This is a genomic window from Cystobacter fuscus, from assembly GCF_044360685.1.
In the GTDB taxonomy this organism is placed as follows: domain Bacteria; phylum Myxococcota; class Myxococcia; order Myxococcales; family Myxococcaceae; genus Cystobacter; species Cystobacter fuscus_C.
The window spans coordinates 2,914,757-2,938,328 of record NZ_CP043491.1; the positions used below are offsets into that span (position 1 = coordinate 2,914,757).

A 23,572-nucleotide genomic window follows, 5' to 3' on the forward strand; every position below is an offset into this window, starting at 1 on the left:
GCGTCCGGAAACTCCCTCATGGCCGCTCGCTCCCTCTCGCTCGCTTACCTGGCCGGCACCGTGCTTCTGCTGGTGACGGCCGGTGGCGGCTTCGTGCTGGCCCGCGATGCCGATGTGCTGGCCCTGCGCCTGCCCACGAGCATCCTCGCGCCCACGAAGCGCTCGATCGAGGGGCCGCGGGACGCCGTGGAGCACTTCCAGTGCAATCGGTGCCACGTGGTGCCCGGCATCGAGCCGATGTCGGCGCCCCTGAGCGAGAACTGTGTCACCTGCCACCAGGCCATCACCGACGGGCGGCTCGATCTCTGGTATCAGGAGGAGCACGTCGAGCAGTGGAAGCAGCACCTCACGCACCTGGTGCGGACCCCGGACCTTGGCTCGCTCGGCCAGCGGGTCAAGCGAAGCTGGCTCATGGATTGGCTCCAGGCGCCGCATGTGGTGAGGCCCCTCTATGGGGCCACCATGCCCAAGCTGAAGATCGGTCCGCGGGAGGCCGCGCTCATCGCCGACTTCTTCGCGGTGACCGAGGAGGAGTCCGGGGAGCCCCCGCGAGGTGATGCGGTGGCCGGGCGAGCGCTCTACGAGAAGAGCCAGTGCGCGAGGTGTCACTACCGCGGAGACTCTCCGCTCGCGGACCTGCGCTACGGTGCTCCGGAGTTCCGCAGCCTCTCGGCCCGGAGGCAAGCCCCTGATCTGCGGTATGTGCGCAGCCGCATGTCGCTCTCTCAGCTGCGGAGCTGGCTGGCCGAGCCGCAACGGCTCCTCCCCGATACCGAGATGCCCTCCTTTGCATTCACTCCGAAGGAGATCGAGGATCTGGTGGCCTTCCTGAGTGAGCCGCTGCCCGAGCCTGTTGCCGTGCCGCGTCCCGCGTACAAACCACGGCTGCTCGAGCGCGAGGTGCATTACCCGGAGGTCGCGCAAAAGCTCTCGCGCCACCTCTGCTTTCACTGCCACTCCGACAGGAACCGGCCGGGAGACCAGGGTCCAGGCAACACAGGCGGGTTTGGCTACAACGGCGTCTTGCTCGATCTCGCCACGCGGGAGGGCATCCTCCGTGGCATCAAGCGCGATGGCCAGTTCCGCGGGTTCCCGGATCGGCTGGAGGACGGGACGCCCCGGCTGATCGCCAGCCTCCTCGCCCGTCACTCCGAACTGGACGGGCACTACGACTCGGCGGTGATGGGCATGCCCCTGGGCTTCCCGCCCATTCCCAACGAGGAGATCGATCTGATCCATACCTGGATCGAGCAGGGTGCCCCCGAGTAGGCGTGGGCGCTCTCGGTGTTCGGCGCGGTCGCTGCGCCCACTACCAGCCCCAAGAACCCCGGTTGTGTGGTTCTCCCGCACGTTAGGAGGTTCCTCTACTTCAGGCGGACCTTGTGTCGCTCCGCAGTGGCGTTGGGCCGGAGAAGGTGTCAGACGATTCGTAGGAGGCGAGATGTCGGAACGAGTCCTTTGACACCTTCTCCGGGGAACCGGAGAAGGTGTCAGACGATTCGTAGGAGACGAGATGTCGGAACGAGTCCTTTGACACCTTCTCAGGACCTACCAGAACGTGACGTCCCTGAGGCAGTTCCAGTCAAAAGCCCATAGAGTCATGGAATGCTCGCGGAGCACCTTCTCGGAGACTTCCTTCCCGTTCCGGGTCACGGGCCCCCAGATGCGCAGGGGGTTGTGCGCCGTCTCGAGCACCGAGACCTGGGCTTCGAGCCCCGCACGCGCCAGTGCCGCCTCGGCTTCCCGACGCGCGTACTCCAGGTGGTCGGACACGTCGCCGAGGAATGCGTCTCCATCCTCGAAGCCAAACTTGCCGGTGAGGTTGTCCAGGGAGAACGGCATCCGTCGCAAGGGCTCGTAGTGGGCGCCATCCTCAGTCCGGACGAGAGGCCCTCGGCTCAGCCGGATGAGCGCGGGGAGGAAGGAGCGCAGCAGGTCCTCCACGGAGCCGGCGCTGTCCCACCCGAGTGCGCCTCGGACAGGGCCACCCCAGGGACAGTCGCGTGCGCGCACTTCGACGTTCGCCGCTCGGAGCAGGGTCTCGCACTCCTCTGCTTCCAGGAACCGGAAGAAGCCGATGAGGGTACCATTCTCTTCCAAGGTGCCATCCGTACCGAGCTGCACCCCGCGCAGGGCCAGCTCATACGTCAGCCACGACTTCCATTCCGGTCCCATCGCCGGCCGGTCGAGGACGGTGGCCAGATGGCTCATTTCGGCGCCCCGCGGTCGTTCGATGGCCCAGCCGTCACCGGACGGACGGTGGCCGGAGTCGGGGGCAACCCATGTTCCACCAGCCCCTTGGCGACTGTGCTTATCCCGGTTGTGTGGCTCTCCCGCACTTTATGTGCTCCGCGCATTGGGACGCCTGCCGCTCCAACGAGCGTTGATCGCCGCATGACCGGCGAGCACACAATGTGCGGGAGGGTCACTGAACCGGGGCAGGCTCACAGGAGGTTTCCCTACTTCAGGCGGACCTTGTGCCGCTCCACAGTGGCGTTGGGCCGTCCCATGAAGGTGTCGAGAAGGCGTTCCTCCACCCCCACCTCTTCCCAAACAGAGGCGCGCTCAAGCCCGATGCACTCTTGCGGTTCCGCACTTCTCTCATTGCCGGCGGTGTCGAAGATCAAGCAGTCGCGGAAGTTCCCCCGGTCCTGCATGAACTGAACGATGGGTTGAGAGAACTGTTCTTCCAGTTTCCTCCACCCGATGACTTCCCACCCTCTCTGATCCATATGGCGGACAGCAATCTTGAAGAGGATGGGCATGGAGGCAATCCGGTCCAGGTCTGAATCCGGAGTGTCGGTCCTATAATCGTAATAGGCATCATGCGGCCTGTTCAGCACTCGGCCGTAGCCAAAGGATCCGTCTGCGAGGGGAATTCTCAAGAACGACCCGGACTTGTAGAGGCGCGGCATCTGCTAATATCCCGTGTAAGGGTGAAGTGAGCCCCACAACTCCGTGGCGGCTTCGTCAAACCGTCGACCTCGCGGATTGTCCTTTGCCACGCCGCGTACGGCATTCTCAGTGCGGTAGGGCTCTCCGGTGTCGGAGCGGGCACCTCCCAAGGAGTCAATCAACTGCTGCTCTCTCCCGCGAATCCTCCAATACGCGACGTCATCATATCTCTGGCCATAGTCAATGGCGCTCCCAACATCGAACCTATCCACTTCCGCATCGGCGAACGCGGCGTTCTCCGGCTCGGCGTTCTCATCCGTGTGATGATTTTTATCGCGAAGGAGAACGGCCGCTATCGCTTGAAGTGCGAGAGATTGGGTGCGAACAACGACCATGCTGGTCCGCCCCGCGTAGAATCGGTGGGTTGTCTTGTTGAATTTCGTGTAGGTGACGTAGATGCGCCCCAGCCGTTTCTTGTCACTCTTGTCGGGCTCTGGCTTGGGCGCAGCGCCAGGAGGAGCCTGGGTCGGGTATTGACCTTGGACCCAGCCCTTCACATCGCCGAAATGCGTACCGTAGTACTCGTCCGCGATGTCGATGGGAGTCTTCTCCCCATCCGCGGCCGCCCTGGCCGTCAGGCACACCAGCAGGCCACTGCCGACCGCCGCCACCACCGCGCCTCCCAGCACCAGCACCTCTCCCGCTGCGCCGCCTGCCCCGACCTCCGCACCCGGGCGGCCCTCGTGCACGAGCCGGAGCAGACCGCGGGGGACGCCATCTCCCAGGCCCTCGCCGGACAGCCCCTCCAGGGGAGGTGCCGAGAGACGGGTGAACGGCTCCACGGGAGCAGCACCCGCCGTCGCCGCCACCAGCACCACCCGCATCCCCGCATGCGGGGCAGTCACCGCCTCCTTCCGTGCGCCGACAGCACCGTCAGGGCGAGGGATATAGACACAGCGTTGGGGCGGCTCCGGGGTACTACGGAGGCTCGGACCCGTGCCGCTACATCCCAACACCACTATGCACAGCAGCATCACCCACCCTCGCGACATGTAGCGCCTCCGGGTACTGGTTCCTGCCCGGGTGCGTTCGGGCCTACAGGCAGGGCGTGCGTTCCTGTCAACATGAGGCACTGGGGTAAAGGCCCCATGGTGGTTTTACCGGTTGGATCGCGCTCGCCGGAGTTCGGATTGGCGGCTTCGCTTCCCGCCGCCTCCACGTTGGGGCTCAGAACCCCACCTTTGTCAGGAGCGTGAACTCCGGGAGCCCTTGCGGACGCGAGGCGGGGTGGGGGCCACGGCGATGGGCTCGTGGCCCGCGGCGCGCGCCATGAGGCAGATCTCCACCACCTTCACGCCGAAGCGCTCCCAGCGGCTCTCTCCCGTGCCCTTCACCGCGAGGAACGCCTCGCGCTCGATGGGCAGCGCCGCGGCGAGTCCCCGCAGCGTCTCGTCGTTGAAGATGATGAAGGGAGGCACCTGCAAGTCTTTCGCGAGCTCCTTGCGCCAGCGCCGTAGCTCCGTGGCGGCCAGCTCGCTGTAGCCCTCGGGCCGGCCCGGCGCGAGCGTCGGCGTGGCCCGGGGCGCGGTGGACGAGCGCGCCATTCCCTCCAGCCGCTGCAGCCGGCTGCCCGCGCACCGGTCACAGTTGCCGCACGTGGCGTCCACGTCCTGCTGCCCGAAGTACTCGAGGATGAAGGCGCGGCGGCAACGCTTCGTGTACGCGTAGTCCGTCATCTTCTTGAGGTGCATCAGCGAGCGCCGCTCCTGCTCGCGCACCTTGCTCAGGTCCACCCCCAGCTCGCGAAAGGGCACCTGCTCCAGCGCGCGGATGGTCCGCCCGGAGAAGGGCCGGCGCACCTTCACCGCCCCCGCGCGCTCCAACAGCTTGAGCGCGTGCTGGATGTCCTCCGAGGACAGGCCCGTGCGCCGCGCGAGGATGGGCAGTTGCGTGGTGGCCGATCGCCCCACGGGAAACGTCTCCAGGAACGAGGCGAGCAGCCGCCGCGCGTCCGGCGCATGCGGCTGGGTCGTGGGCGCCTTGTCCGTGAGCGTAATGCCATACTCGCCCTCGCCCCGGCTGCCGCGCTCCACTTTCCCCTCGCGCTCCAGGATGCGCAGCGCGGCGGAGATCTCGAACTCACTCGCCCCCGTCTGGGCCGCCAGCACGTGCTGGCCCTTGTCGTACTCGGGCACCTCGCGCAGCACGTTCCACAAATCCGAGATGACGGCCTCCGAGGGGTGGTTGCCCTCGATGAGCCGCTCCTGCGTGTACACGTCCGCGTGGTTGAAGAGCAGCGCGGCGAAGGCGGGGCCCCGGTCCCGACCCGCTCGGCCGATCTCCTGGTAGTACGCTTCCACCGCTTTGGGGATGTTCGCGTGCGCCACGAAGCGGATGTCCGGCTTGTCGATGCCCATGCCGAAGGCGTTGGTGGCCACCGCCACCACGTCCTTGCCGGACATGAACTCGTCCTGCGCCCGGCGCCGCGCGTCGTCGTCCATGCCCGCGTGGTAGAGGATGGCGTTCACCTTCCGCTCGCACAGCGCCGAGTGCGTGTTCTCCGCCGACTTGCGCGTGGAGCAGTAGATGATGCCGCTGCCCCCCAGATTCGCCAGCCCCGCGCACGCCCGGCGCTTGTCCTCGTCTCCGCCGACGTCGAACACCTCCAGGAAGAGGTTGGGCCGGTCGAAGCCCTCGGCGAACACCTGCGGGTCCTTCATCAACAACGAGCGCACGATGTCGTCGCGCACCTCCGGCGTGGCCGTGGCCGTGAGCGCCACCGTGCGCGGCGGCCGCAGGCGCTTGCGCACCTGGCCCAGCTGCGCGTAGTCCGGCCGGAAGTCATGGCCCCACTGCGAGATGCAGTGCGCCTCGTCCACCGCGAGCAGGTCCACCCCCACCTGGGCCAGCGCGTCCAGGAAGCTCGGGCTGCGAAAGCGCTCGGGCGCCACGTAGACGAGCTTGTACTCGCCCGCGCGCAGGCGCCGGATGCGGTCGGCCCGGTCCATGTCCGACAGCGACGAGTTGATGAAGGTGGCGGGGATGCCTCGCGCGGTGAGCTGCTCCACCTGATCCTTCATCAGCGCGATGAGCGGGGAGATGACGAGCGTCACCCCGGGCAGCAGCATCGCCGGGAGCTGGTAGCACAGGCTCTTGCCCGCCCCCGTGGGCATCACCACCACCGTGTTGCGCCCGCTGAGCACGGAGCTGATGACCTGCGCCTGCCCCGGGCGGAACTCGGCCAGCCCGAAATGGCGGACCAATCCCTCCTGGGCTTGCTCGAAATGGGGCAGGTCCACCGGCATCCGTCGCATCTTCAATATTCCTTCCGCCCCGTCAACGACTCAGGGGCTCCTGAGTCCAGGTCCAGCCCGTCAGGTACGCTGACGGCCAGACGGGCCCGCCACTCGGCCACCTCCCGCGCGAGCCGCGCTCCCAACTCCACGTCCTTGAGGCCCTCGCGCACCACGTCTCCTTCCCGGATATCCCGGGGCAGCGTGGCCCGTGGCACCACCCGCGCCTCGCCGCCCCCCACCGGGACGACCTGCGCTACCTCGTCCTCCAACACCTCCACCTGGACCACCCCTTCCGGCGAGCCACACGCCACCCCACTCATCACTCCCATGAGCCTCATCCACGCTCTCCCGCGATGCCCCATGACGTCCTCTCCCCGCCCACCCGTGGCAGCTCCCCCCGCTCCACCAGCGAGGTGTAGCTCCCATCCCCAATCACCACGTGGTCCAGCACCTTGATGCCCAGCACCCGGCCCGCCTCGATGAGCTGGGCGGTGAGGCTCAGGTCCTGTCCGGAGGGCTCCGGATCTCCCGAGGGATGGTTGTGCGCCAGCACGATGGCCGTGGCGCGCGAGGTGATGGCCGCGGCGAACACCTCGCGCGGGTCCACCATGCATGCGTTGATGGTGCCCTCGGCCACCCGGGCGTCCAGCAGCAGCACGTTGCGCGCGTTGAAGCACAGCACGTGGAAGACCTCGCGCCGCAGCGCGCTCAGGTGCGGCGCCAGGTACGTGGAGATTTCCCTCGGCGTGCGCAGGCGCGGCCGGCGCTCGGAGGCGCGCTGCGCCCGGCGTCCCCACTCCAGCGCCGCCAGCACCTGGGCCGTGCGCGCCGCGCCCATTCCGGGCCGCGCGCTCAGCTCCCGAGGCTCCTGCTGCACCAGCGCCTTGAGTCCCCCCTTCGTGGCGAGCAGCCTCTCGGCCAGCGCTCGCATGCGCGCTCCCCCTCCCAACAACACGCCCAGGAGTTCCGGGTCGGTGAGGGCCGTCGCCCCCAACCGGAAGAGACGCTCCCGGGAATCATCCGCTTCCCCGGGCCTGTCCCTCACCGACCCCTCCCCCGCGGAGACCTCCCGCCCCACCGCCGCCAACACCGCCCGCCGTTCCATCCCGCCCTCCCTCCGCGTGCCGGGCATTGAGCAACGCGCGTGCCGGAGGCTGCTCCAGTGGAGGGGAGGCGGGCCGCCGTCTCGTCTTCGTGTGAGTGGCTCGTCTCCGGGATGGATGCGGGCGCGCGTGGTGCGAAACCCCTGCTCGCCTCACGCATCCGTCGCGGGTCCTACCTTCTCGATACCCGGCCGCCGCTGGCGCGCCGTGCAGGAGCGCTTCTTCCATGTCGAAACTCTTCGAGCCCATCACCTTGCGCGGAGTCCAGGCCCGCAACCGCACCGTGGTCTCGCCCATGTGCCAGTACTCGGCGGTGGACGGAGTCGCGAGCGACTACCACCTCACCCACCTGGGCCGCTTCGCGTTGGGCGGCTTTGGCATCGTGTTCGTGGAGGCCACGGGCGTCTCCCCCGAGGGCCGCATCACCCACGGCGACGTGGGCCTGTGGAATGACGAGCAGGAGGCGGCGCTCGCCCGCATCGCGGCCCTGCTCAAGGCCCAGGGCGCGGTGCCCGCGATCCAGCTCGCCCACGCGGGGCGCAAGGCCTCGGCGCAGCGCCCCTGGCAGGGCGATGGTCCCCTGACCCAGGCCGACGTGGCGGCGCGCGGGGAGAAGGAAGGCCCCTGGCAGACGGTGGCGCCCAGTGCGCTGCCCCACGCGGAGGGCTGGCACGTGCCCGAGGCGCTCACGGAGCAGGGGCTCGAGCGGCTGCGCGGGGCCTGGCGCTCCGCCGCGCAGCGCGCCCTGCGGGCCGGCTTCGACATCGTCGAGTTGCACTTCGCGCATGGCTACCTGCTCAACGAGTTCCTCTCGCCCCTCTCCAACCAGCGCACGGACCGCTACGGCGGCAGCCGGGAGAACCGGATGCGCTTCCCGCTCGAGCTCGTGGAGATCGTCCGCGCGGTGTGGCCCCAGGACAAGCCCGTCTTCGTCCGGGTGTCCGCGATCGATGGCGTGGAGGGAGGCTGGAGCATCGAGGACACGGTGGTCTTCGCCCGGGAACTCAAGGCCCGGGGGGTCGACGTGCTCGACTGTTCGTCGGCGGGGATCGCCAACCGCTACAACGGCCCGGTGGGCCCGGGCTACCAGGTGGGCCACGCCGAGCGCGTGCGCAAGGAGACGGGTCTGACCACCCTGGCGGTGGGCGCCATCACCGAGCCGGCGCAGGCGGAGGCGATCGTGGCGGAGGGCAGGGCGGACCTCGTGGCGCTGGCCCGCGAGGCGCTCGCCGACTCCCAGTGGGCCCAGCGGGCCCGGCGCGCGCTGGGGGCGGATCCGCTCGACTTCACGGACTGGCCCGTCCAGTCGGGCTTCTGGCTGCAGAACCGGGAGCGCTCGCGCCTGAAGCACCAGCGCTAGTCCTCCCGCGCCAGCCCTCCTCCCGGGGGGCCATACCGGCCACGTCTCCACCAGGGCATACTGGCGGGGACGTGTGCCGGCTCTCCTGGCACGCCGGGAGGACGTCCTGACATGAGACGAAGCGCATGGGGCTGGTTGTTGCTGCTCGTGGTGGTGTCGGGATGCACGTCGCGCTTCGTGGACTTCGCCCCCGACGAGGAGGCCATCTACACGCAGCCCATCGACGAGGTGTGGCCCCAGGTGCGTACCTGGTTCCGGGCCAACGGGTTCGCCTTCCGGGAGGTGCCAGGGGGGGCCTCGCTGGTGACGGAGTGGCGCGAGGAGTTCGCGGGCTCGCGGGTGTCGGCCTACTGGCACCGCTATCTGGTCACCGCGCAGCCCGAGGGGCCCCACCGTTGCAAGCTCGTCATCACCCGCGAATCGCGCAGCGTCAACAAGGCCCTGAAGGCGCCGGGCAGCGAACTGCTCTGGGTCGTGGACGGGCGGACCCGTGACAACCCCTCGGGCATTGGCAGCCCCATGGCCGCCATGCTGGCGCAGCAGCAGTCGGATGAGGCCGTCGTGCTCGTGGGTGAATCCCAGCAGAGCGCGCGCGACCTCGTCCTGGAGTGGAAGATCTTCCGGAAGATCTCCCCGGCGATCGCTCGCGAGAAGAAGACGTCCAGTGACAGCCCCGACGTGGAGGTGATGAAGGACGCGATGGTGGAGTGTGGCATCCCCATCCTCGGACTGGGCCGGCTGGCGCGGGCCGGCAACGTGGTGCTGCTGGGCGAGGTGCATGGCACGCAGCAGGTGCCCCACTTCGTCGCCCAGAGCGCGTGCCAGGTGACCACCCAGGGCATTCCCGTGACGGTGGGGGTGGAGGTGCCCGTTGGCAACCAGGAGCGGCTGGAGGCGTTCCTCGCCAGCGAAGGAGGGGAGGCGGACTGGCGGAAGCTGATGGAGAGCCCCTTCTGGCGCAGCCCCTACCCGGACGGCCGCAACAGCGAGGCCGTGGTCTACCTCCTCGAGGCCCTGCGCAAGCTGCGCGCCCAGGGACTGGACGTACGTCTCTTCGCCTATGACCGTCCACCCCTGGAGGGCGAGGCGCGCGAGGAGGCCATGGCCCGGAGGGTGCTGGAGGTGGCCGCCGCGTCGCCCGGGCGGGCGCTGCTGGTGGTGAGTGGCAACCTGCACCCGCGCCAGGTCCAGGGCCTGCCCTGGAACCGGGACTACCAGCCCATGGGGCTGCGCGTCGCGCGGGAGCGGCGTGGCGTGTACTCGCTGGACGTGGCCTACAAGAGCGGCACGGCGTGGATCTGCGCCGTGGGGCCGGAGCAGAAGCTGGACTGTGGCGTGAAGCCCGCCCGCGGCCAGGACAATGGAGACCGCTACTTCGTCCAGCTCTTCGGTGGCCTCAATGCCCAGGGCTACCACGGCATCTTCTACGTGGGCGAGGTCTCCGCCTCGCCGCCGGCCGTGCTCCAGGGGGTGGAGCCGGCGGGGGACGGGCGCGCCACCTCGTCTGGCAGGTAACCACTCCCGGGCCCGGGCCCGGGCCCCGCGTTTCTCCTGGCGGGGCCCAGCCGAGGCGCTAGCCTGGAGGGGATGACCGCTTCCGCCTCCGCTACCGACGCCGCCGCCCAGGATCTGCTGGCCTTCATCGATGCCTCGCCCACGCCCTACCACGCCGTGGCCGAGGCGAGCCGCCGTCTCACCGCCCAGGGCTACCGTGCCCTGGACGAGCGCGAGCCCTGGGACTTGAAGCCCGGTGACAAGTTCTTCGTCACCCGGGGCGATACCAGCATCGCCGCCTTCCACCTGGGTCAGACGCCCGTGGACCGCGCGGGCTTCCGTCTCGTGGGCGCCCACACCGACTCGCCCAACCTGCGCGTCAAGCCCCAGCCCCAGGCGGGACGTGCCGGCTACCACCAGCTCGGCGTGGAGGTGTATGGCGGCGTGCTCTTCAGCACGTGGATGGACCGGGACCTGTCGCTCGCCGGCCGCGTGGTGACGGCCCGGGACGGCAAGCTCGCGCACCACCTGGTGGACTTCCGCCGTCCGCTCTTGCGCATCCCCAACCTCGCCATCCACCTCAACCGCTCCGTCAACACCGACGGCCTCAAGCTCAACGCCCAGGAGCACCTGGTGCCGGTGCTCGCCCTGGAGCGCTCGGGGGCGGTGGACTTGAAGGCGCTGCTCGTCGAGGAGCTGGCGCGCCACTCCATCCAGGCCAGCGCGGGGGACATCCTCGGCTATGACTTGTGCCTCTACGACACGCAGCCCTCCACCCGCTCGGGCGCGTTCGGCGAGTTCCTCCATGCGCCGCGCCTGGACAACCTGGCCAGCAGCCACGCGGGCCTGTCCGCGCTGCTCGCCCTGGAGTCACCGGGGGCGGCCACCCGGGGCGTCGTCCTCTATGATCACGAGGAGTGCGGCAGCGTGAGCGCCCAGGGCGCCGCGTCCCCCTTCTTGAAGGACTTGCTCGAGCGCATCACCCATGCGCTCTCGGATGGACGGCGGGATGCGTTCCACCGCGCCATGCGCCACTCCTTCCTGGTGTCGGCGGACATGGCGCACGCGGTGCACCCCAACTACGCGTCCATGCACGAGCCCAAGCACCAGCCGCTCCTGGGCGGGGGACCCGTCATCAAGTCCAACGTCAACCAGTCCTACGCCACCGACGGCGAGACGTGGGCGTGGTTCGCGCTGTGCTGCCGGGAGGCGGGCGTGGTGCCGCAGAACTTCGTCACGCGCACGGACCTGGGCTGTGGCAGCACCATCGGTCCCATCTCCGCGGGCGAGCTGGGCATCCGCACCGTGGACGTGGGCAGCCCCATGCTCTCCATGCACTCCATCCGTGAGATGGCCGCCGCGGCGGACGTGGCGGCGATGATCTCCGTGCTGCGCCAGCACTACTCGCGCTGAGCCCGGGGCCCCGGACTCATTCCGCGTTGATGCTCAGGTCCTCGGGGTCCAACAGGGTGATGACGCCGTCCTCATAGGTGAGCAGCCCCTCGCGCGCGTAGAAGCGCAGCCACCGGTTGGTGCTCTCGCGCGTGAGGCCGCACAGGTTGGCCAGCTCGCTCTGGGTCAGCCGGGAGATGGCCACCCCCTGGGCGCCGGGCTTGCCCCGGCTCTGGGCCAGATCCAACAGCACGCGCGCCAGCCGGGCCCGCGCATCCAGGAAGTTCGCGTCGTGCACCGCCCGGGTGACCCGCCGCACCAACTGGCTCAGTTCGGCCAGCAGCTTGGGCATCACCTGGGGCCGCTCCTGGAGGAACTGCCGGAAGGCCTCTCGTTGGAGACTCAACAGCTCCGTGTCCTTGCGCGCCACGGCGTCCGTGGAGCGGGGGGCGTCGTCGAGCAGTGCCAGCTCGCCGAAGGCGTCCCCCCGGCCCAACAGCGCCAGGGAGACCTCCTTGCCGTCCGCCGCGCTCAGGCGGATGGTCACCTCGCCCTCGTGGATGACGTACAGGTCCGTGCCCATGTCACCCCGGTGGAAGAGGACCTCCCCGGCGCCCAGCCGTCGGGGCCGGAGCCGGGCGGACAGCTGCTCCAGGTCTCCCGGCTCCAGGGAGGAAAAGAGGGGAACCTGCGAGAGGAGTTCCGTGTAGGACATAGAGGTACGCGGTCCGGAATGTGGGCGTGAGCCGGATTCGTCCACCCGGTGAGGCTCATCTTGCCTGGAGCGGGTGGAGCAGACCAGGGGGATGGGAGGTGCTTGTCGGGTGGGGAGCAGCCCGGTGTTAAGCTTCCGCACTCATCATGCAGCTCATCGTGAATCCAGGACTGCTGGACGAGCGGGTCGTCGACCTGCCGGAGGGTGCCACGACCATTGGCCGCACGCAGGAGAGCTCCCTGTGTGTGCTGCACATGAGTCTGTCGCGCAAGCACGCGCGGATCGAGCGCCAGGGGACGCGGGTCCTGCTGACGGACCTGGACAGCAAGAACGGGACGTTGGTGGACGAGGTGCGCCTGGAGAAGTTCACGCCTCGCGAGCTGAAGGAGGGCGAGTCCTTCCGGTGTGGCGAGGTGCGCTTCACGCTGGTGGCCCCGGTGGGCAGCGTGCCGCTGGCGCCCACGCAGGTGCAGCCACTGCACACCCAGTTCTCTCCCGCGGCCATGGACGAGCTGCTCGAGCGCTCCCCCGAGTCCTCCTCGGGCTCGGCGCTCCGGGTGAAGCGCGCGTCGCACGAGAGCCGGGCCAACGAGAAGCTCCAGGTGTTGCTCAAGGTGAGCCAGTTGCTGTCCTCGCCCGGGCAGATCGAGACGCTGCTCGAGCGCATCCTGGACCTGGTCTTCCAGATCATGGACGTGGACCGGGTGGCCATCCTGCTGGTGGATCCCTCCACGGGCCTGCTGCGTCCGCGGGTGGCGCGGGTGTCCACGGGCGAGGCGCCCGCGGGGGTGTTCTACAGCCAGCGCATCGTCGACTACGTGCGCACCCACAGCGTGGCGGCGCTCTTCTCGGACGCGTGGATGGATCCCCGGCTCAACGACGCCGCCTCGGTGGTGTTGCAGTCCATCCGGGCGTCCATGTGCGCCCCGCTCAAGCCCCGCGACGAGGTGCTGGGCGTGTTGTACGTGGACAACCTGTCGCGCGCCGACGGCTTCAGCCAGGAGGATCTCGAGTTCCTCACCGCCTTCGCCAACCAGGCCGCCATCGCGCTGGACAACTCGCTGCTGGCGCAGAAGCTGGCCGAAGAGGCCGTGATGCGCAACGCCTACGCGCGCTTCTTCCCCCCGCCCACGCTCAAGAAGCTGAGCATGGCCCGGGGCGGGCCCCTGGAGACGATCGAGACCGAGGTCACGGTGCTCTTCTCGGACATCAGCGGCTTCACCGCGCTCTCCTCCAAGCTCGAGCCCCGGCAGGTGGTGGATCTGCTCAACGACTACTTCCCGGTGATGGCGGACATCGTCTTCCGGCACGAGGGGACGCTGGAGAAGTACATCGGTGACGCGCTGATGGCGGTGTGGGGCGCGCCCTTCGCGCATCCGGATGACGCGACGCGGGCGGTGCGCGCGGCCGTGGAGATGCAGCGGGCCCTGGCGGGACTGAACGCGCGCTGGCGCGAGCGGGGCTGGCCCGAGTTGAGCATCCACGTGGGGCTGAACACGGGCCGGGTGGCGGCGGGCAACATCGGCTCCGAGCAGTACCTGCAGTACGCCACCATCGGTGATGCCACCAACGTCGCCAGCCGGGTGTGCTCCGTGGCGGTCGAGGGGCAGGTCGTCATGAGCCAGGCGACCTTCGAGCGCTGGCTCGAGCGCGACTGGAACGTCACCCCCCTGCCTCCCACCCTCGTGAAGGGCAAGCAGGAGCCCCTCACGCTCTACCGGGTGGAGTGGAACGTCCCGCCGCCCGAGTGGTCCTGAGGGACTTCACCCCGCGGAGGTGAGCACCTCGCGGGTGATCTCCAGCAGCGTGCGCGCGTTGAAGGGCTTCTCCACCCGGCGGTTGGGCACCCGCTCCAGGAAGGCCTTGGCCTGCGGGGTGAAGGCGCCGCCGGTGAGGAAGATGACCCGGCCGGTGAGCTCCGGCCGCAGCCGGTGCAGCGCCGCGTGGAAGTCCATCCCGTTCATCCGCGGCATCATCAAGTCACACAGGATGAGATCGAAGCGCTCGCCGGCCTCCAGCCGGGGCAGCACCTCGGCCGCCAGCGTGGTGAACACCACGTCGTGGTGCGGCCGCAGAATCCGCTCGAGCGCCGAGCACAACAGGGGCTCGTCGTCGATGACCAGCACGCGGCCCCGTGGCCCTCCGCTGTACTCCGGCACGGGCTCGAGCAGCGCGGGCACGATGGGCTCGCGCGAGGAGGGCATGAGCACCTGGAAGGTGGTGCCCCGGCCCAGGTCGCTGAACACGTGCAGCTCCCCGCCCATCGCGGTGATGAGGTTGTGGCAGATGGACAGGCCCAGGCCCGTGCCCACCCCGGGCGGCTTGGTGGTGAAGAAGGGATCGAAGATGCGGCCCATCAGCTCCGGGGCGATGCCCGCTCCGGTGTCGGCGATCTCCACCGCCACCTGGCCGCTCGCGTCCAGGCGCGTGGTGACGCGGATTTCCTGCTGCTCCGCGTCCCCATCCGAGGGCAGCGACTGCACGGCGTTGACCAGCAGGTTGAGGAACACCTGGCCCAGGCGCGACTCGTTGCCGTGGATCGGAGGCACGTCCTCCCCGTAGTTCTTCACCAGCTTCGCCCGGTGGCGGATCTCCGCGGCCGCCAGGTTGAGCGTGGAGTCCAGCACCTTGCGCACGTTCACCGCGTGGAACTGCTCGGCGGTCGACTCGCGCGAGAACGTCTTGAGATCGCCCACGATGGTCTGCACCCGCTCGGCCCCATGTAGCGCCTCGCCGAGCGCCGTGCTCACGGGCTGGAGCACCCCGGGCGCTCCCCGCGCGAGCTGCCGCGACAGCTCGCCATGGGCATAGCCGAGGTTGGCCAGCACGTACGCCAGCGGGTTGTTGATTTCATGCGCCACGCCGGCCGCCAGCGTGCCCACCGACGCCATGCGGTCGGCCAGTTGCAGCCGCGCCTGCATCAGCTTGCGCTCGGTGACGTCCGGGAACAGCGTCACGATGTGCGGCGTGCCCGCGTACTCGGCGATGCCCACGTAGACGAGCACGTCGCGCAGCTCCCCGCTCTTGGTGCGCACGCGCGACTCCACTCCGCGCACCATGCCCTGCTCGCGCATGCGCGCCGCCAGCCGCTCCTGCTCGATGGGTGACTCCCACAAGTCCAGGTCGCGCGCCGTGCGCCAGAGCATCTCCTCGCGCGAGTAGCCGAACAGCCGCGTGAAGGCCTCGTTCACCTCGACGAAGGCATTGCCCTCGCGCGTGGTGATGCAGGTGGCCAGGGGACTCTCGCGCAGCAGCACCGCGCACAGCCCATCCAGCTCGAAGTTGTCCGGCAGGGGCGCGGGCCGCTCGGCCGAGCGCCGCTCGGCCAGTTGCAGCCGGAGCATCGCCGCCGTCTCGTCCAGGGGCAGCACCAGGAAGTCGTCCACCCCGGCGTCGATCATCGACGCGAGTCCCTCGAGCTGCTCGGGGCGGGCCACCAGCACGATGGCGGCCTGGGCCCCGTTGGGAGAGGCCCGGAGCGCGCGCACCAGCACGATGCGGTCTCCCTCGTCGTCCATCCCCAGGAGCACCAGGGGAAAGGGGGACTGGCGGAAGGCGGTGATGGCGGCTTCGTCGTCACTTCGCCGGGTGGGCGTCATCCCGAGCTGGCGCACCAGCAACTCCACGGACGACAGATCGATGCTCGCGGATGGAACCAGCAGGGCCCTCATGCGATCCTTCTCGAGGGGGGTGACGTCCTCGGGGACGGCGCGTTGGCTGCGCGCGTCTTCCGTCCTATCACGAGCGGGAATCCGCCTGGAGAGGGGTCGAGCAGACCTGCCTTCGGACGTTGCCGCGGTGCGTTGGCTCCGTAGGGCTCCCGCCGGGAGTTGCTTTCGGGAGGGGGGTACAGTGAGCGCTGCTGAAAAGCTCGGAGATTCGGGCACTTAGCCCCGCCAATTTTCAAGGTGGGGTGACGGATGCTGCCTTGACGGTTACGCAGAAGAGGAGAGGTCTTGGGCGCAAGGTGCCACCTTCCGCCAGTAAGCGGGAGATCAAGTGTGGCCTTGGATGCCGTCCTGGAGCGTTTTGAGCAATAGCGCCCCGGGACTGCCATGGCTCGTCTGGCGATGCAACGAGCCCTGCGTCCACAGTGGATTGACGGCGTGTAGCGACAGAACCAGCTATACCCGCCGCCGGTCGCTGCTGGGACCCCGAAAGCACGCGGGGAAAGCCCCCGTCTCCCACTATCGCCATTGCAGGGGATGGGAGCGGGACAGCTCGCGGGCACCTTCCCGGGTCCGGTCGACTGGTGGGGATCGTGGCGCGCAAGGCTACCGGGCAGTGGGAGCGGGGGCCCCTGGATATCGACCCCAGGGAAAACGCCACCAGGGTGTCGGGGGCCCCAATAGAGGGCCCAGAACCGTAAACGATTAAGCGATAATTTGTCGTGCGGCTGCTTCGGTTTGTCCTCGTTATTTCTTGGCAGGCCCAGAATCCGTAGGCGGAAACGCAGTGTTCATCCATTCTTTGATGTCCGAGGACGAAGGCGTCTGACTATTGATGGCAGCGACCTCAGTAGATAGCGGTGTCGCAGGTGCCAGGGGCAGACCATGGAGCTGGGTCAGATCGCCCGACAAGGCACGCGAAATTGCCACCGAAAGAGCTATAACATTCTTCTGACGGTCACAAATACTCATGATCAAGACCAACTGCTGGTTGTTGACCTCAACGATCTGATCGTTGTCCTTGTGGTTGCGAGATTTTTCAAGAATAGATAGTCGAGCATTGATGTCCAGACCGTTTTCTGCCATCTGGAGTCGATGAATGTTGTCTCTCAAGTCAATCATCGCCTGCTGGAGTACTCCAACAGCGTATGTGCCGATCGATTTGTTGAATTCGAGGAACTCGCCAGACACGAGGGCTTCATCGAGAAACCTCGTGCTCAGGTGTCCTGCTGTATTCGAGCCCACGAGCGCAAACATGCCAAGCCAAGCTAGATGCTTGGCCTTGTACGAACTGACATCCGAGATACCGCCAATAAAGCGTTTGCGAGCAGCCTCCGCCCACGCATAGGCCGGTCTGATTGTTCCATTACTATGTTTTTCAAGGAGATTGCCTGTGTTTGATTCCAATTCGCGTTGGAGATTGGCGGCAAGCGCCACGCGTCGGAGCCCCAAGGAGCCTCCGAGATGTGTATGGAGCGCATCAATGATGTCGCGGAAGCTTGTGAATTGATGGATCCAGTTGGCGGGCGGCAGGGCACCGCCAGATTTCGCCGCCGCCTTCATCTCATCCGTGCGAGCAATCTCCGTGAGAAATGAGAAAATCGCTTCGCCATCGGTCAGGATTCGACTCTGGTGGTAGGTGATGCTGCTTATGTCTTTTTTAGATAGATTGTGCTCTTGGGCATACTCATTCTTGAGCAGGAGCGAGAGCGCCTTTCTGTCCTCCCTTGCATCCCAGACGCTCTTTCGAACAAACACGAGAAGCTTCAGGGGCCCACTCTTTGCTCGCTCGTAGGCACGTCGATACTCCATCATGGTGATGGTTGTCTTTGTTGACTCCTCATACCACCCGCCTGCCCGAGAGCCGATAAGTAGGATGAAGTATTGAGCATTGTCGATCGCCCTCAAACACGCTTCGTAAGAATTTTTATCGGGCTCTCTGCGGAAGTCATTGAACTCGGAGGCATCCACTTCATACCCAAGTTCCTCCAGCCAGTATTTGATGGAGGAACGAAGGTCTGAGAAGTCGTAAATTGTCGAAGACAGGAAGACTCTGGGAGGAGTTGAGAGGGATCTCATTGAGCGCTTGGTGGGCGGGGGGCTTGAGGTGATGGTCTGTTTTGTGCGTGAGTGGCTGGACCCATTCGATCAAGGAGTCAGTTTGCCAGTTTTGCCCCGACAACACTGTGTGTGTGGTGTGCCCCGAAAAGCACTCCTCATCATTCCTGGGTAATCCCTGCCATTGATATGCTGGTTGAGTGTTGAATGGCCGTGTGTCGAGGCTCCTTTGCTTCCTTGGGGAAAAGTCACGTAGCGGCATACGGGCTCCTGTGGTTTGTGTCCCGCTACTTGCCCCGGTCTTGAGCGCCTACGACCCCGGGAACGGACTGTCGATGCCCCTTATCTGTTCCTCGGCCATCCGCCGGTATTGCGGCACGATCTCCACGGCGAGCACGTCACGCATCTGCTGGCGGGCACCTTCGAGGTCTCCCGCATCTCGGAGGCTCGTCATCCGGTACATCGAGCGCAGAAACCGGCTTTGGGCATCCCGGAAACGAGAGAGGATCATCCCCATCAAGGCCTCGGCGCCTTCCGGGCTCTTTAGGGCCTCTTCCGTCTCGGCCTCGCTGATAGCCGCCGTGGGGGCGGTCTGGCGTAGAAGGTCGCGTAAGTCGTCGGTGAGTTCCAGGGCATGACCCCGCTGGATGCGTTGCGCGAGAACGGCGAGCTGCTGCCGGTCGTGTAGGTTCGGATTGAGCCGCCCGGTTGCGAACACGTTCGCAAGCCCGGTCAATTCGTCGAGCAGGATTTCGGCATGCTCCCGGTAGAGGGGGACAACCTCCACGGCGAGCACGTCGCGTATGACGTGGAGGGCTCCGTTGAAGTCCCCTTTCTCTTGAAGCTCCTCCACCCGGTTTTCAGCCTTGCTGAGTCGATTCGATCCATCCCGGATGCGTTGGCGAATCTCCCTTAGCAGGGTCGTTGCGGAAGGCACACCGCGCAGAGCATCTTCCGCGTCCTGATCGCTGATGGCCACTTCTCGGGCACTCTTGAGCAACAGGGCCCGGGCATCATCCGAAAGCTCCAGTGGCTCGTTACGCTCCAGTACCCTCTGAGCCAAATTCCGAATGCGGTCCCAGTTGATTTCATCGGACATGGCTATCCACCTTAATCACGGGGTTTGCACATATCACGGGGCCATTCATGCTGCCCTTCGCAACGGCGTAGGCAGTCGTCGCATTTGCCCGTCCATCTACGATCTTGGCACCTGTTGTACTTCCGGATGCAATCTTGCTTCCACTGGGGCAACGAAGCGTTGTTGGAGTAGTCGTCATCGTCAGCATCGGCGCGCGCAGCCCGGAGCATCTGATCAACCTCGGATGGCGTGGCCCCACAAGCGCCTACCGGGTCCTGTGGATGCTTCTTGATGCAGCACGTCATGGTGGAGTCGCCAGGCCGACAATCCATCGTAGCCGCTTGCGCCAGGAGTGTGGGGCGCTTCGACGTGCAGTGTGTCCCACCTGAACTGGTGGAGTGCGCCCTACTCGCCGAGCAACCGGATACGAGCATCCCCCACAGCAGGGCCCCAATGACGAAGAGGCAGGAAACCAAGTTTTTCATGCTATCCAGTCTAGAGCGGTGGGCTTTCAGGTCTCCATGACGAGCCAAGGCTCAAGGGCCTGGATGTTCGTTCGGGTTATCGGATAAGTTGGCCCACTGTATGCGGAACTTCTTACCTCCCCGGTCTGCCTTGTTGCTCGTCCTTGTGGCGTCCGTAGCCATGGCCGGGGAACGCGATCCCAACGTTTGGAGCGCCTATGTTCAGGGCCCACCGATTGAATCGGTTCGTCGGCTGAACGTGACCCCGGACGCGGCAACCCTCCTCCGGTTTCAGCAACCGTGCGATGCGGCGGGAACGAAGCTCCTGGGCTGGGAAGGTCGCTTCGAGCCGGTGGCGTGCGCCGGGAAATCGGTGGTCATCGTGCCGCTCCAGGCCCTTGAAGCGGAGGACCGATTTCTTTTGGTGGTGAGGCTCGTGGATGGGACAGAAGTGCCCTTCACCCTGGTGCGTGCCACAAGGAAAGAAGGCGAGTGGCCCGACCAGCAGGTGAACGTCTTTATCGAACCGGAAACCCGCGAAGCACTCCAAACGCAGCTCAAAGAAACCCGCCAGAGGGAGCGGTTGCTCGAGGAGGCAACTTACCGTCACTCCAAAGAGGACACGGCAGACGACGCGCTCGCCAGACTTCTGACGACGGGTGCCATCAGCCAAACCTCGTTCATCGAGCGACGAAAGCGAATCGTCAAGACCGATGACGGCGCCGAAATGGTCGTTAGAATCTTCGCGGGCAAGGAGAAAGCGGCGGTCCTGTTTACTGTGACGAACCGTCACTCGTCGAAGCCTTGGAGTTTGGCAGAGGCTCGCCTCCGAACCACCCGTCCAGGAGAGGACCAACGCGCCCCCTTCCTCTTCGGTGAGGCGAGGCCGTTTTCATTGCGCGCGGACCGGGATGAGATTGCTCCTGGCGAATCCGGGAATGTGGCCGTCGTTGTGGACAGGAGTGCCTTCAAGGCGGATGACGGGTTCGTAAAAACCCTCGCGCTGGAGATCTACCGCCAGGACGGGTTCTTGGACACCTACGTACTCCTGGATCGTCGGCTTGTTCGTGAGTAATACCGCTGCTCATGCCGCCGAATAGAGCGCCGCTACTCCCTTCCGTGGTTCTGCTTCTGGCAACAGCGGGATGCCCACCGGGCGGCGTGCTCTTGCGCTCGGACGGCAGCCCCGGACCCGAGAAGTGCTCGGAAGAAGCCATCAAGACGATGCGGATTCTTCGGATGTACGTTGGAGACTCTGCGGACGTGGAACTTGATGCCAACCAGATCGACGCGAGGCCCATCACGCTCTATGACGGGCCCGTGGAGAGCTTCCTTGACGGTTCGCTTGGCACTCTCGACCCCGGAACCCGCTTGTACGGGCGGGTGTGGACGAATGGGCCACAAGTCGTCGTTCGGTACTATGAAGCAAGACCACCGCGCGCAGATACGGTACCGATTTGTGCGGTGGCCCGACTTGGGGCGAACCAACTCAAGAAGCACCCAGAATCAAAGCCCGGGACGGCCATCCTCGACTATTCGGGCGCCTCGGTCTTCGTGGTGGACTCGTTCCGTTGAATCGACCCACCGGGACACCTCGCCTGAACGACCCCGGTCATTGGTTCACCTCGGGTGCGGGATTATTGCAGGTAGGCCTTGGGTGCCGCCCGGTAGGCCAGGGCGGACTGGGCCTGGAGCCAGCGGCCGATGACGCTCAGCAGTCCGTCGAGCGTGTCCCGCAGGGCCCAGGCGCACGCGTCCGCGCCCTGCAGCCGCGCGCAGCGCTCCAGCCCGTGGCGCAGGGCTTCCTGGACGCCGGGACAGTCGGGGCGCTCGCGGATGAGACGCTCGGCGGTGTGGGCATACAGGCGGTAGCAGCCGGCCGCGTCCCCGCGGTTGTAGAGGGGCGCGCCGAGCTGGATGGCCCTCAGGAGGGTGTAGGCCACCTCCTCCAGCACGTCCGGGGCGCACCCCTCCAGGAGGGACAGGGAGTGCGTGGGAATCTGCCGCTGGCGGGAGGCCGCGGGCCGGGCGAGGCCGAGGGTGGACAGCGGCAGGGCGTCCGTGCGCTCCAGCAGCGGCAGCACGTAGCGCGAGGGGATGACGATGGTGACGGGCCGCCCATCCGCGAAGGCACACGTGGCCACGCCAATCCACGCGCCCGTGGCATCCAGGACCGGGCTGCCCGAGACGTCCTCGGGCAGGGTGGCCTCCAGTTCGAGGAAGGTGAAACTTTCGTCGAGGACCTGCTCCGAGCGCACCCGGGTCTCCAGGAGGAAGGGCGGAGTGCCCGGGGCGGGGTGGAGGATGAAGATGGGATCTCCCTCCACGGGGAGCATCCCTTCCGACTCGAGCCGCAGGGCGGGCACGTTGCTCACGGGGAGCTGGAGCACGGCCAGGTCATGCTTCTCGTCGAAGGCGATGACCTGCTCCACCTGGAGCAGGCGCCCGTCGGCGAGCAGCGCGGAGATGTCCTCGCAGCCGGCCACCATGTGGAGGTTGGTGACGAGTTGACCTCCCGGGGTGGCCACGAAACCGACTCCCCGCCGGTTCGGCATGTCCAGGGTGATGAGCGCGGAAGTGGCGGCGTCCCGGACGGCGGACAGGCCGGTGTCGAAGGCGGGCATGGGGCATCCTCCTGGTTACACCATGGCCACGCCCGCGGGATGGGGCAGAGCGCGGCTGTCGGGTGGCTTGACGAGGGCCGGCCTGCCGAGCGTCCGCAAAGCGTCTCGTGCGCGTCAGCCCTCGTGGGGAATGAGGGGCAGCCGCGAGGGGCCGCGCACGACGAGCGAGCTGTTCCACTGGACGGGCTGGGTGCCCGCGGTCAGGTGGGTGAAGCGGGAGAGCAGCGCCTCCAGGGACAGCCGTGCCTCCAGCCGTGCGAGCTGGGAGCCGATGCAGAAGTGGATGCCATGCCCGAAGGGCAGGTTGCTCGAGGGGCGGTTCATGTCGAAGCGGTCCGGATCCGGGTGCTGGGCCTCGTCGCGGTTGGCCGAGCCCATCAGCATCAGCAGCCGCGTGCCCTTGGGCAGCCGCACTCCGCCCAGCTCCGTCTCCTCGCTCGTCAGCCGCATCACGCCATGCGCGGGCGTCTCGTGGCGCAGCACCTCGTCGATGAAGCGCGGCAGGAGCGAGGGCTGCGCGCGCAGCTGCTGCATCAGCTCCGGCTGGAGTTGCAGCCGGAGGGCCGAGTGGCTCAGCAGGTGGATCGTCGTCTCCATGCCGCCCACGAGTAGCAGGAACATGAAGCCGAGCAGGTCCGTGTCCGACAGGCTCTCGCCCTCGACGCGTGCGCGCAGCAGATCGCTGATGAGATCATCCCCGGGGTTGCGCCGACGCTCAGCCAGCACCTGCTCGAAGTGGCCCCGGGCCTCGTTCACCGTGGCGCGCACGGCCTCCTGGCGCTCGGTGTCCGCCGGGCCGACTCCGGTGAACTGGCCGAGCCATTCCACCCAGTGCAGCAGGCGCGGCTGTACGTCGGGCGACAGCCCGAGCAGCTCACCAATCACGTACATGGGCATGAGCACCGAGAAGTGCTCCACGAAGTTCACCTCCTGCCCGTCGTGCAGCCCCTGGACGATGCGCTGGGCGAACTCCCGCACGCGCGGCTCGATGCGGGTGACGACCTGGGTGCCGAATGCCCGGTTGATGAGCGCGCGCAGCTGCGTGTGGCGTGGGGGATCCATCACGAGCGCCGAGTCGGCCAGCGGGTAGTTGGAGATCCAGGGCGGGCGGTAGGCCTGGCGGAAGCCCTGGGAGGAGAAGAGCTGCGGGTTCTTGAAGATGTGCATCACGTCTTCCTGACGTGAGACGGCCCAGATTCCACCGGGATCCACCTGGCTCACGGGGGCGTGGCGGCGCAGCTCCGCGTAGGCGGGGTACGGATTGGCGCGGATCTCGGGGGCAAGCAGGTTGATGCGTCCACTCATGGGAGCCTCACGGGAGAGGTGGATGAAGGCGGCATGCTATCGGCTTTCGCGGGTGGGCGGTGGGCGAGCGGCCAGGCCCAGCCCCATGTCAGAGATTCTTTTGGCGGACCCGACTTCCGC

The 23,572-nt window shown here is 67.0% G+C and carries 18 protein-coding genes; 6 read left to right on the forward strand and 12 right to left on the reverse strand.

Annotated elements, in window-relative coordinates; translation table 11 throughout:
• Positions 1–18: 18 nt before the first annotated feature.
• The gene (locus tag F0U63_RS12085) at positions 19–1,269 is read left to right on the forward strand and encodes a c-type cytochrome (protein ID WP_395846035.1); all 1,251 of its coding nucleotides are present in this window, start codon (positions 19–21) and stop codon (positions 1,267–1,269) included.
• A 279-nt stretch (positions 1,270–1,548) separates the two neighbouring features.
• Here the strand turns inward: F0U63_RS12085 and F0U63_RS12090 are convergent, their stop codons facing one another.
• From F0U63_RS12090 to radC, 6 genes are all read right to left on the reverse strand, one after another.
• Positions 1,549–2,211 carry a hypothetical protein gene (locus F0U63_RS12090; protein ID WP_395846036.1) on the reverse strand — a complete coding sequence of 221 codons (663 nt, stop codon included), beginning with the start codon at positions 2,209–2,211 and terminating at the stop codon, positions 1,549–1,551.
• A gap of 248 nt (positions 2,212–2,459) precedes the next feature.
• The gene (locus F0U63_RS12095; RefSeq protein WP_395846037.1) at positions 2,460–2,915 is read right to left on the reverse strand and encodes an immunity 26/phosphotriesterase HocA family protein; all 456 of its coding nucleotides are present in this window, start codon (positions 2,913–2,915) and stop codon (positions 2,460–2,462) included.
• A 3-nt stretch (positions 2,916–2,918) separates the two neighbouring features.
• Entirely contained in the window at positions 2,919–3,779 is an 861-nt protein-coding gene (locus F0U63_RS12100) for a hypothetical protein (RefSeq protein ID WP_395846038.1), read from the reverse strand.
• Positions 3,780–4,139: 360 nt separating this feature from the next.
• Positions 4,140–6,209 carry a RecQ family ATP-dependent DNA helicase gene (locus F0U63_RS12105; protein ID WP_395846039.1) on the reverse strand — a complete coding sequence of 690 codons (2,070 nt, stop codon included), beginning with the start codon at positions 6,207–6,209 and terminating at the stop codon, positions 4,140–4,142.
• A gap of 2 nt (positions 6,210–6,211) precedes the next feature.
• Positions 6,212–6,529, reverse strand: a complete 318-nt coding sequence (locus F0U63_RS12110; protein WP_395846040.1) for a DUF3006 domain-containing protein — start codon at positions 6,527–6,529, stop codon at positions 6,212–6,214.
• Positions 6,526–7,296 (reverse strand): DNA repair protein RadC, encoded by a 771-nt coding sequence (gene radC, locus F0U63_RS12115; protein WP_395846041.1) that lies wholly within the window; start codon positions 7,294–7,296, stop codon positions 6,526–6,528. Before radC ends, F0U63_RS12110 begins: the two co-directional genes overlap by 4 nt.
• Positions 7,297–7,520: 224 nt before the next feature.
• Here radC and F0U63_RS12120 point away from each other — a divergent pair, with 224 nt between their 5' ends.
• The 3 genes from F0U63_RS12120 (at position 7,521) to F0U63_RS12130 (ending at position 11,561) form a co-directional block, all read left to right on the forward strand.
• On the forward strand, positions 7,521–8,654 hold the full coding sequence (locus F0U63_RS12120) for an NADH:flavin oxidoreductase/NADH oxidase (RefSeq protein WP_395846042.1): 1,134 nt from the start codon (positions 7,521–7,523) through the stop codon (positions 8,652–8,654).
• Positions 8,655–8,765: 111 nt separating this feature from the next.
• Positions 8,766–10,169 (forward strand): hypothetical protein, encoded by a 1,404-nt coding sequence (locus tag F0U63_RS12125; RefSeq protein ID WP_395846043.1) that lies wholly within the window; start codon positions 8,766–8,768, stop codon positions 10,167–10,169.
• 72 nt (positions 10,170–10,241) lie between these two features.
• Entirely contained in the window at positions 10,242–11,561 is a 1,320-nt protein-coding gene (locus F0U63_RS12130; protein WP_395846044.1) for a M18 family aminopeptidase, read from the forward strand.
• 16 nt (positions 11,562–11,577) lie between these two features.
• Here the strand turns inward: F0U63_RS12130 and F0U63_RS12135 are convergent, their stop codons facing one another.
• A complete protein-coding gene (locus F0U63_RS12135; protein WP_395846045.1) occupies positions 11,578–12,255 on the reverse strand; it encodes a Crp/Fnr family transcriptional regulator in 678 nt (225 codons plus the stop codon).
• A gap of 146 nt (positions 12,256–12,401) precedes the next feature.
• On the opposite strand from F0U63_RS12135, the gene F0U63_RS12140 reads away from it, so the two are divergent.
• The gene (locus tag F0U63_RS12140; RefSeq protein WP_395846046.1) at positions 12,402–14,012 is read left to right on the forward strand and encodes an adenylate/guanylate cyclase domain-containing protein; all 1,611 of its coding nucleotides are present in this window, start codon (positions 12,402–12,404) and stop codon (positions 14,010–14,012) included.
• A gap of 6 nt (positions 14,013–14,018) precedes the next feature.
• Here F0U63_RS12140 and F0U63_RS12145 read toward each other — a convergent pair whose 3' ends face one another.
• From F0U63_RS12145 to F0U63_RS12155, 3 genes are all read right to left on the reverse strand, one after another.
• Positions 14,019–15,926 carry an ATP-binding protein gene (locus F0U63_RS12145; protein WP_395846047.1) on the reverse strand — a complete coding sequence of 636 codons (1,908 nt, stop codon included), beginning with the start codon at positions 15,924–15,926 and terminating at the stop codon, positions 14,019–14,021.
• Between the two features lie 744 nt (positions 15,927–16,670).
• Positions 16,671–18,002, reverse strand: coding sequence for a DUF4062 domain-containing protein (locus tag F0U63_RS12150; RefSeq protein ID WP_395846048.1), 1,332 nt, complete (start codon positions 18,000–18,002; stop codon positions 16,671–16,673).
• Positions 18,003–18,291: 289 nt separating this feature from the next.
• Entirely contained in the window at positions 18,292–19,080 is a 789-nt protein-coding gene (locus F0U63_RS12155) for a DUSAM domain-containing protein (RefSeq protein WP_395846049.1), read from the reverse strand.
• 564 nt (positions 19,081–19,644) lie between these two features.
• On the opposite strand from F0U63_RS12155, the gene F0U63_RS12160 reads away from it, so the two are divergent.
• Positions 19,645–20,598 carry a DUF2381 family protein gene (locus F0U63_RS12160; protein ID WP_395846050.1) on the forward strand — a complete coding sequence of 318 codons (954 nt, stop codon included), beginning with the start codon at positions 19,645–19,647 and terminating at the stop codon, positions 20,596–20,598.
• Between the two features lie 562 nt (positions 20,599–21,160).
• Here the strand turns inward: F0U63_RS12160 and F0U63_RS12165 are convergent.
• Together F0U63_RS12165 and F0U63_RS12170 are read right to left on the reverse strand one after the other, a co-directional pair.
• Positions 21,161–22,147: a serine protease gene (locus tag F0U63_RS12165; protein WP_395846051.1), complete on the reverse strand. Its 987-nt coding sequence runs from the start codon at positions 22,145–22,147 to the stop codon at positions 21,161–21,163.
• A gap of 114 nt (positions 22,148–22,261) precedes the next feature.
• Entirely contained in the window at positions 22,262–23,452 is a 1,191-nt protein-coding gene (locus F0U63_RS12170) for a cytochrome P450 (protein ID WP_395846052.1), read from the reverse strand.
• Positions 23,453–23,572 lie beyond the last annotated feature (120 nt).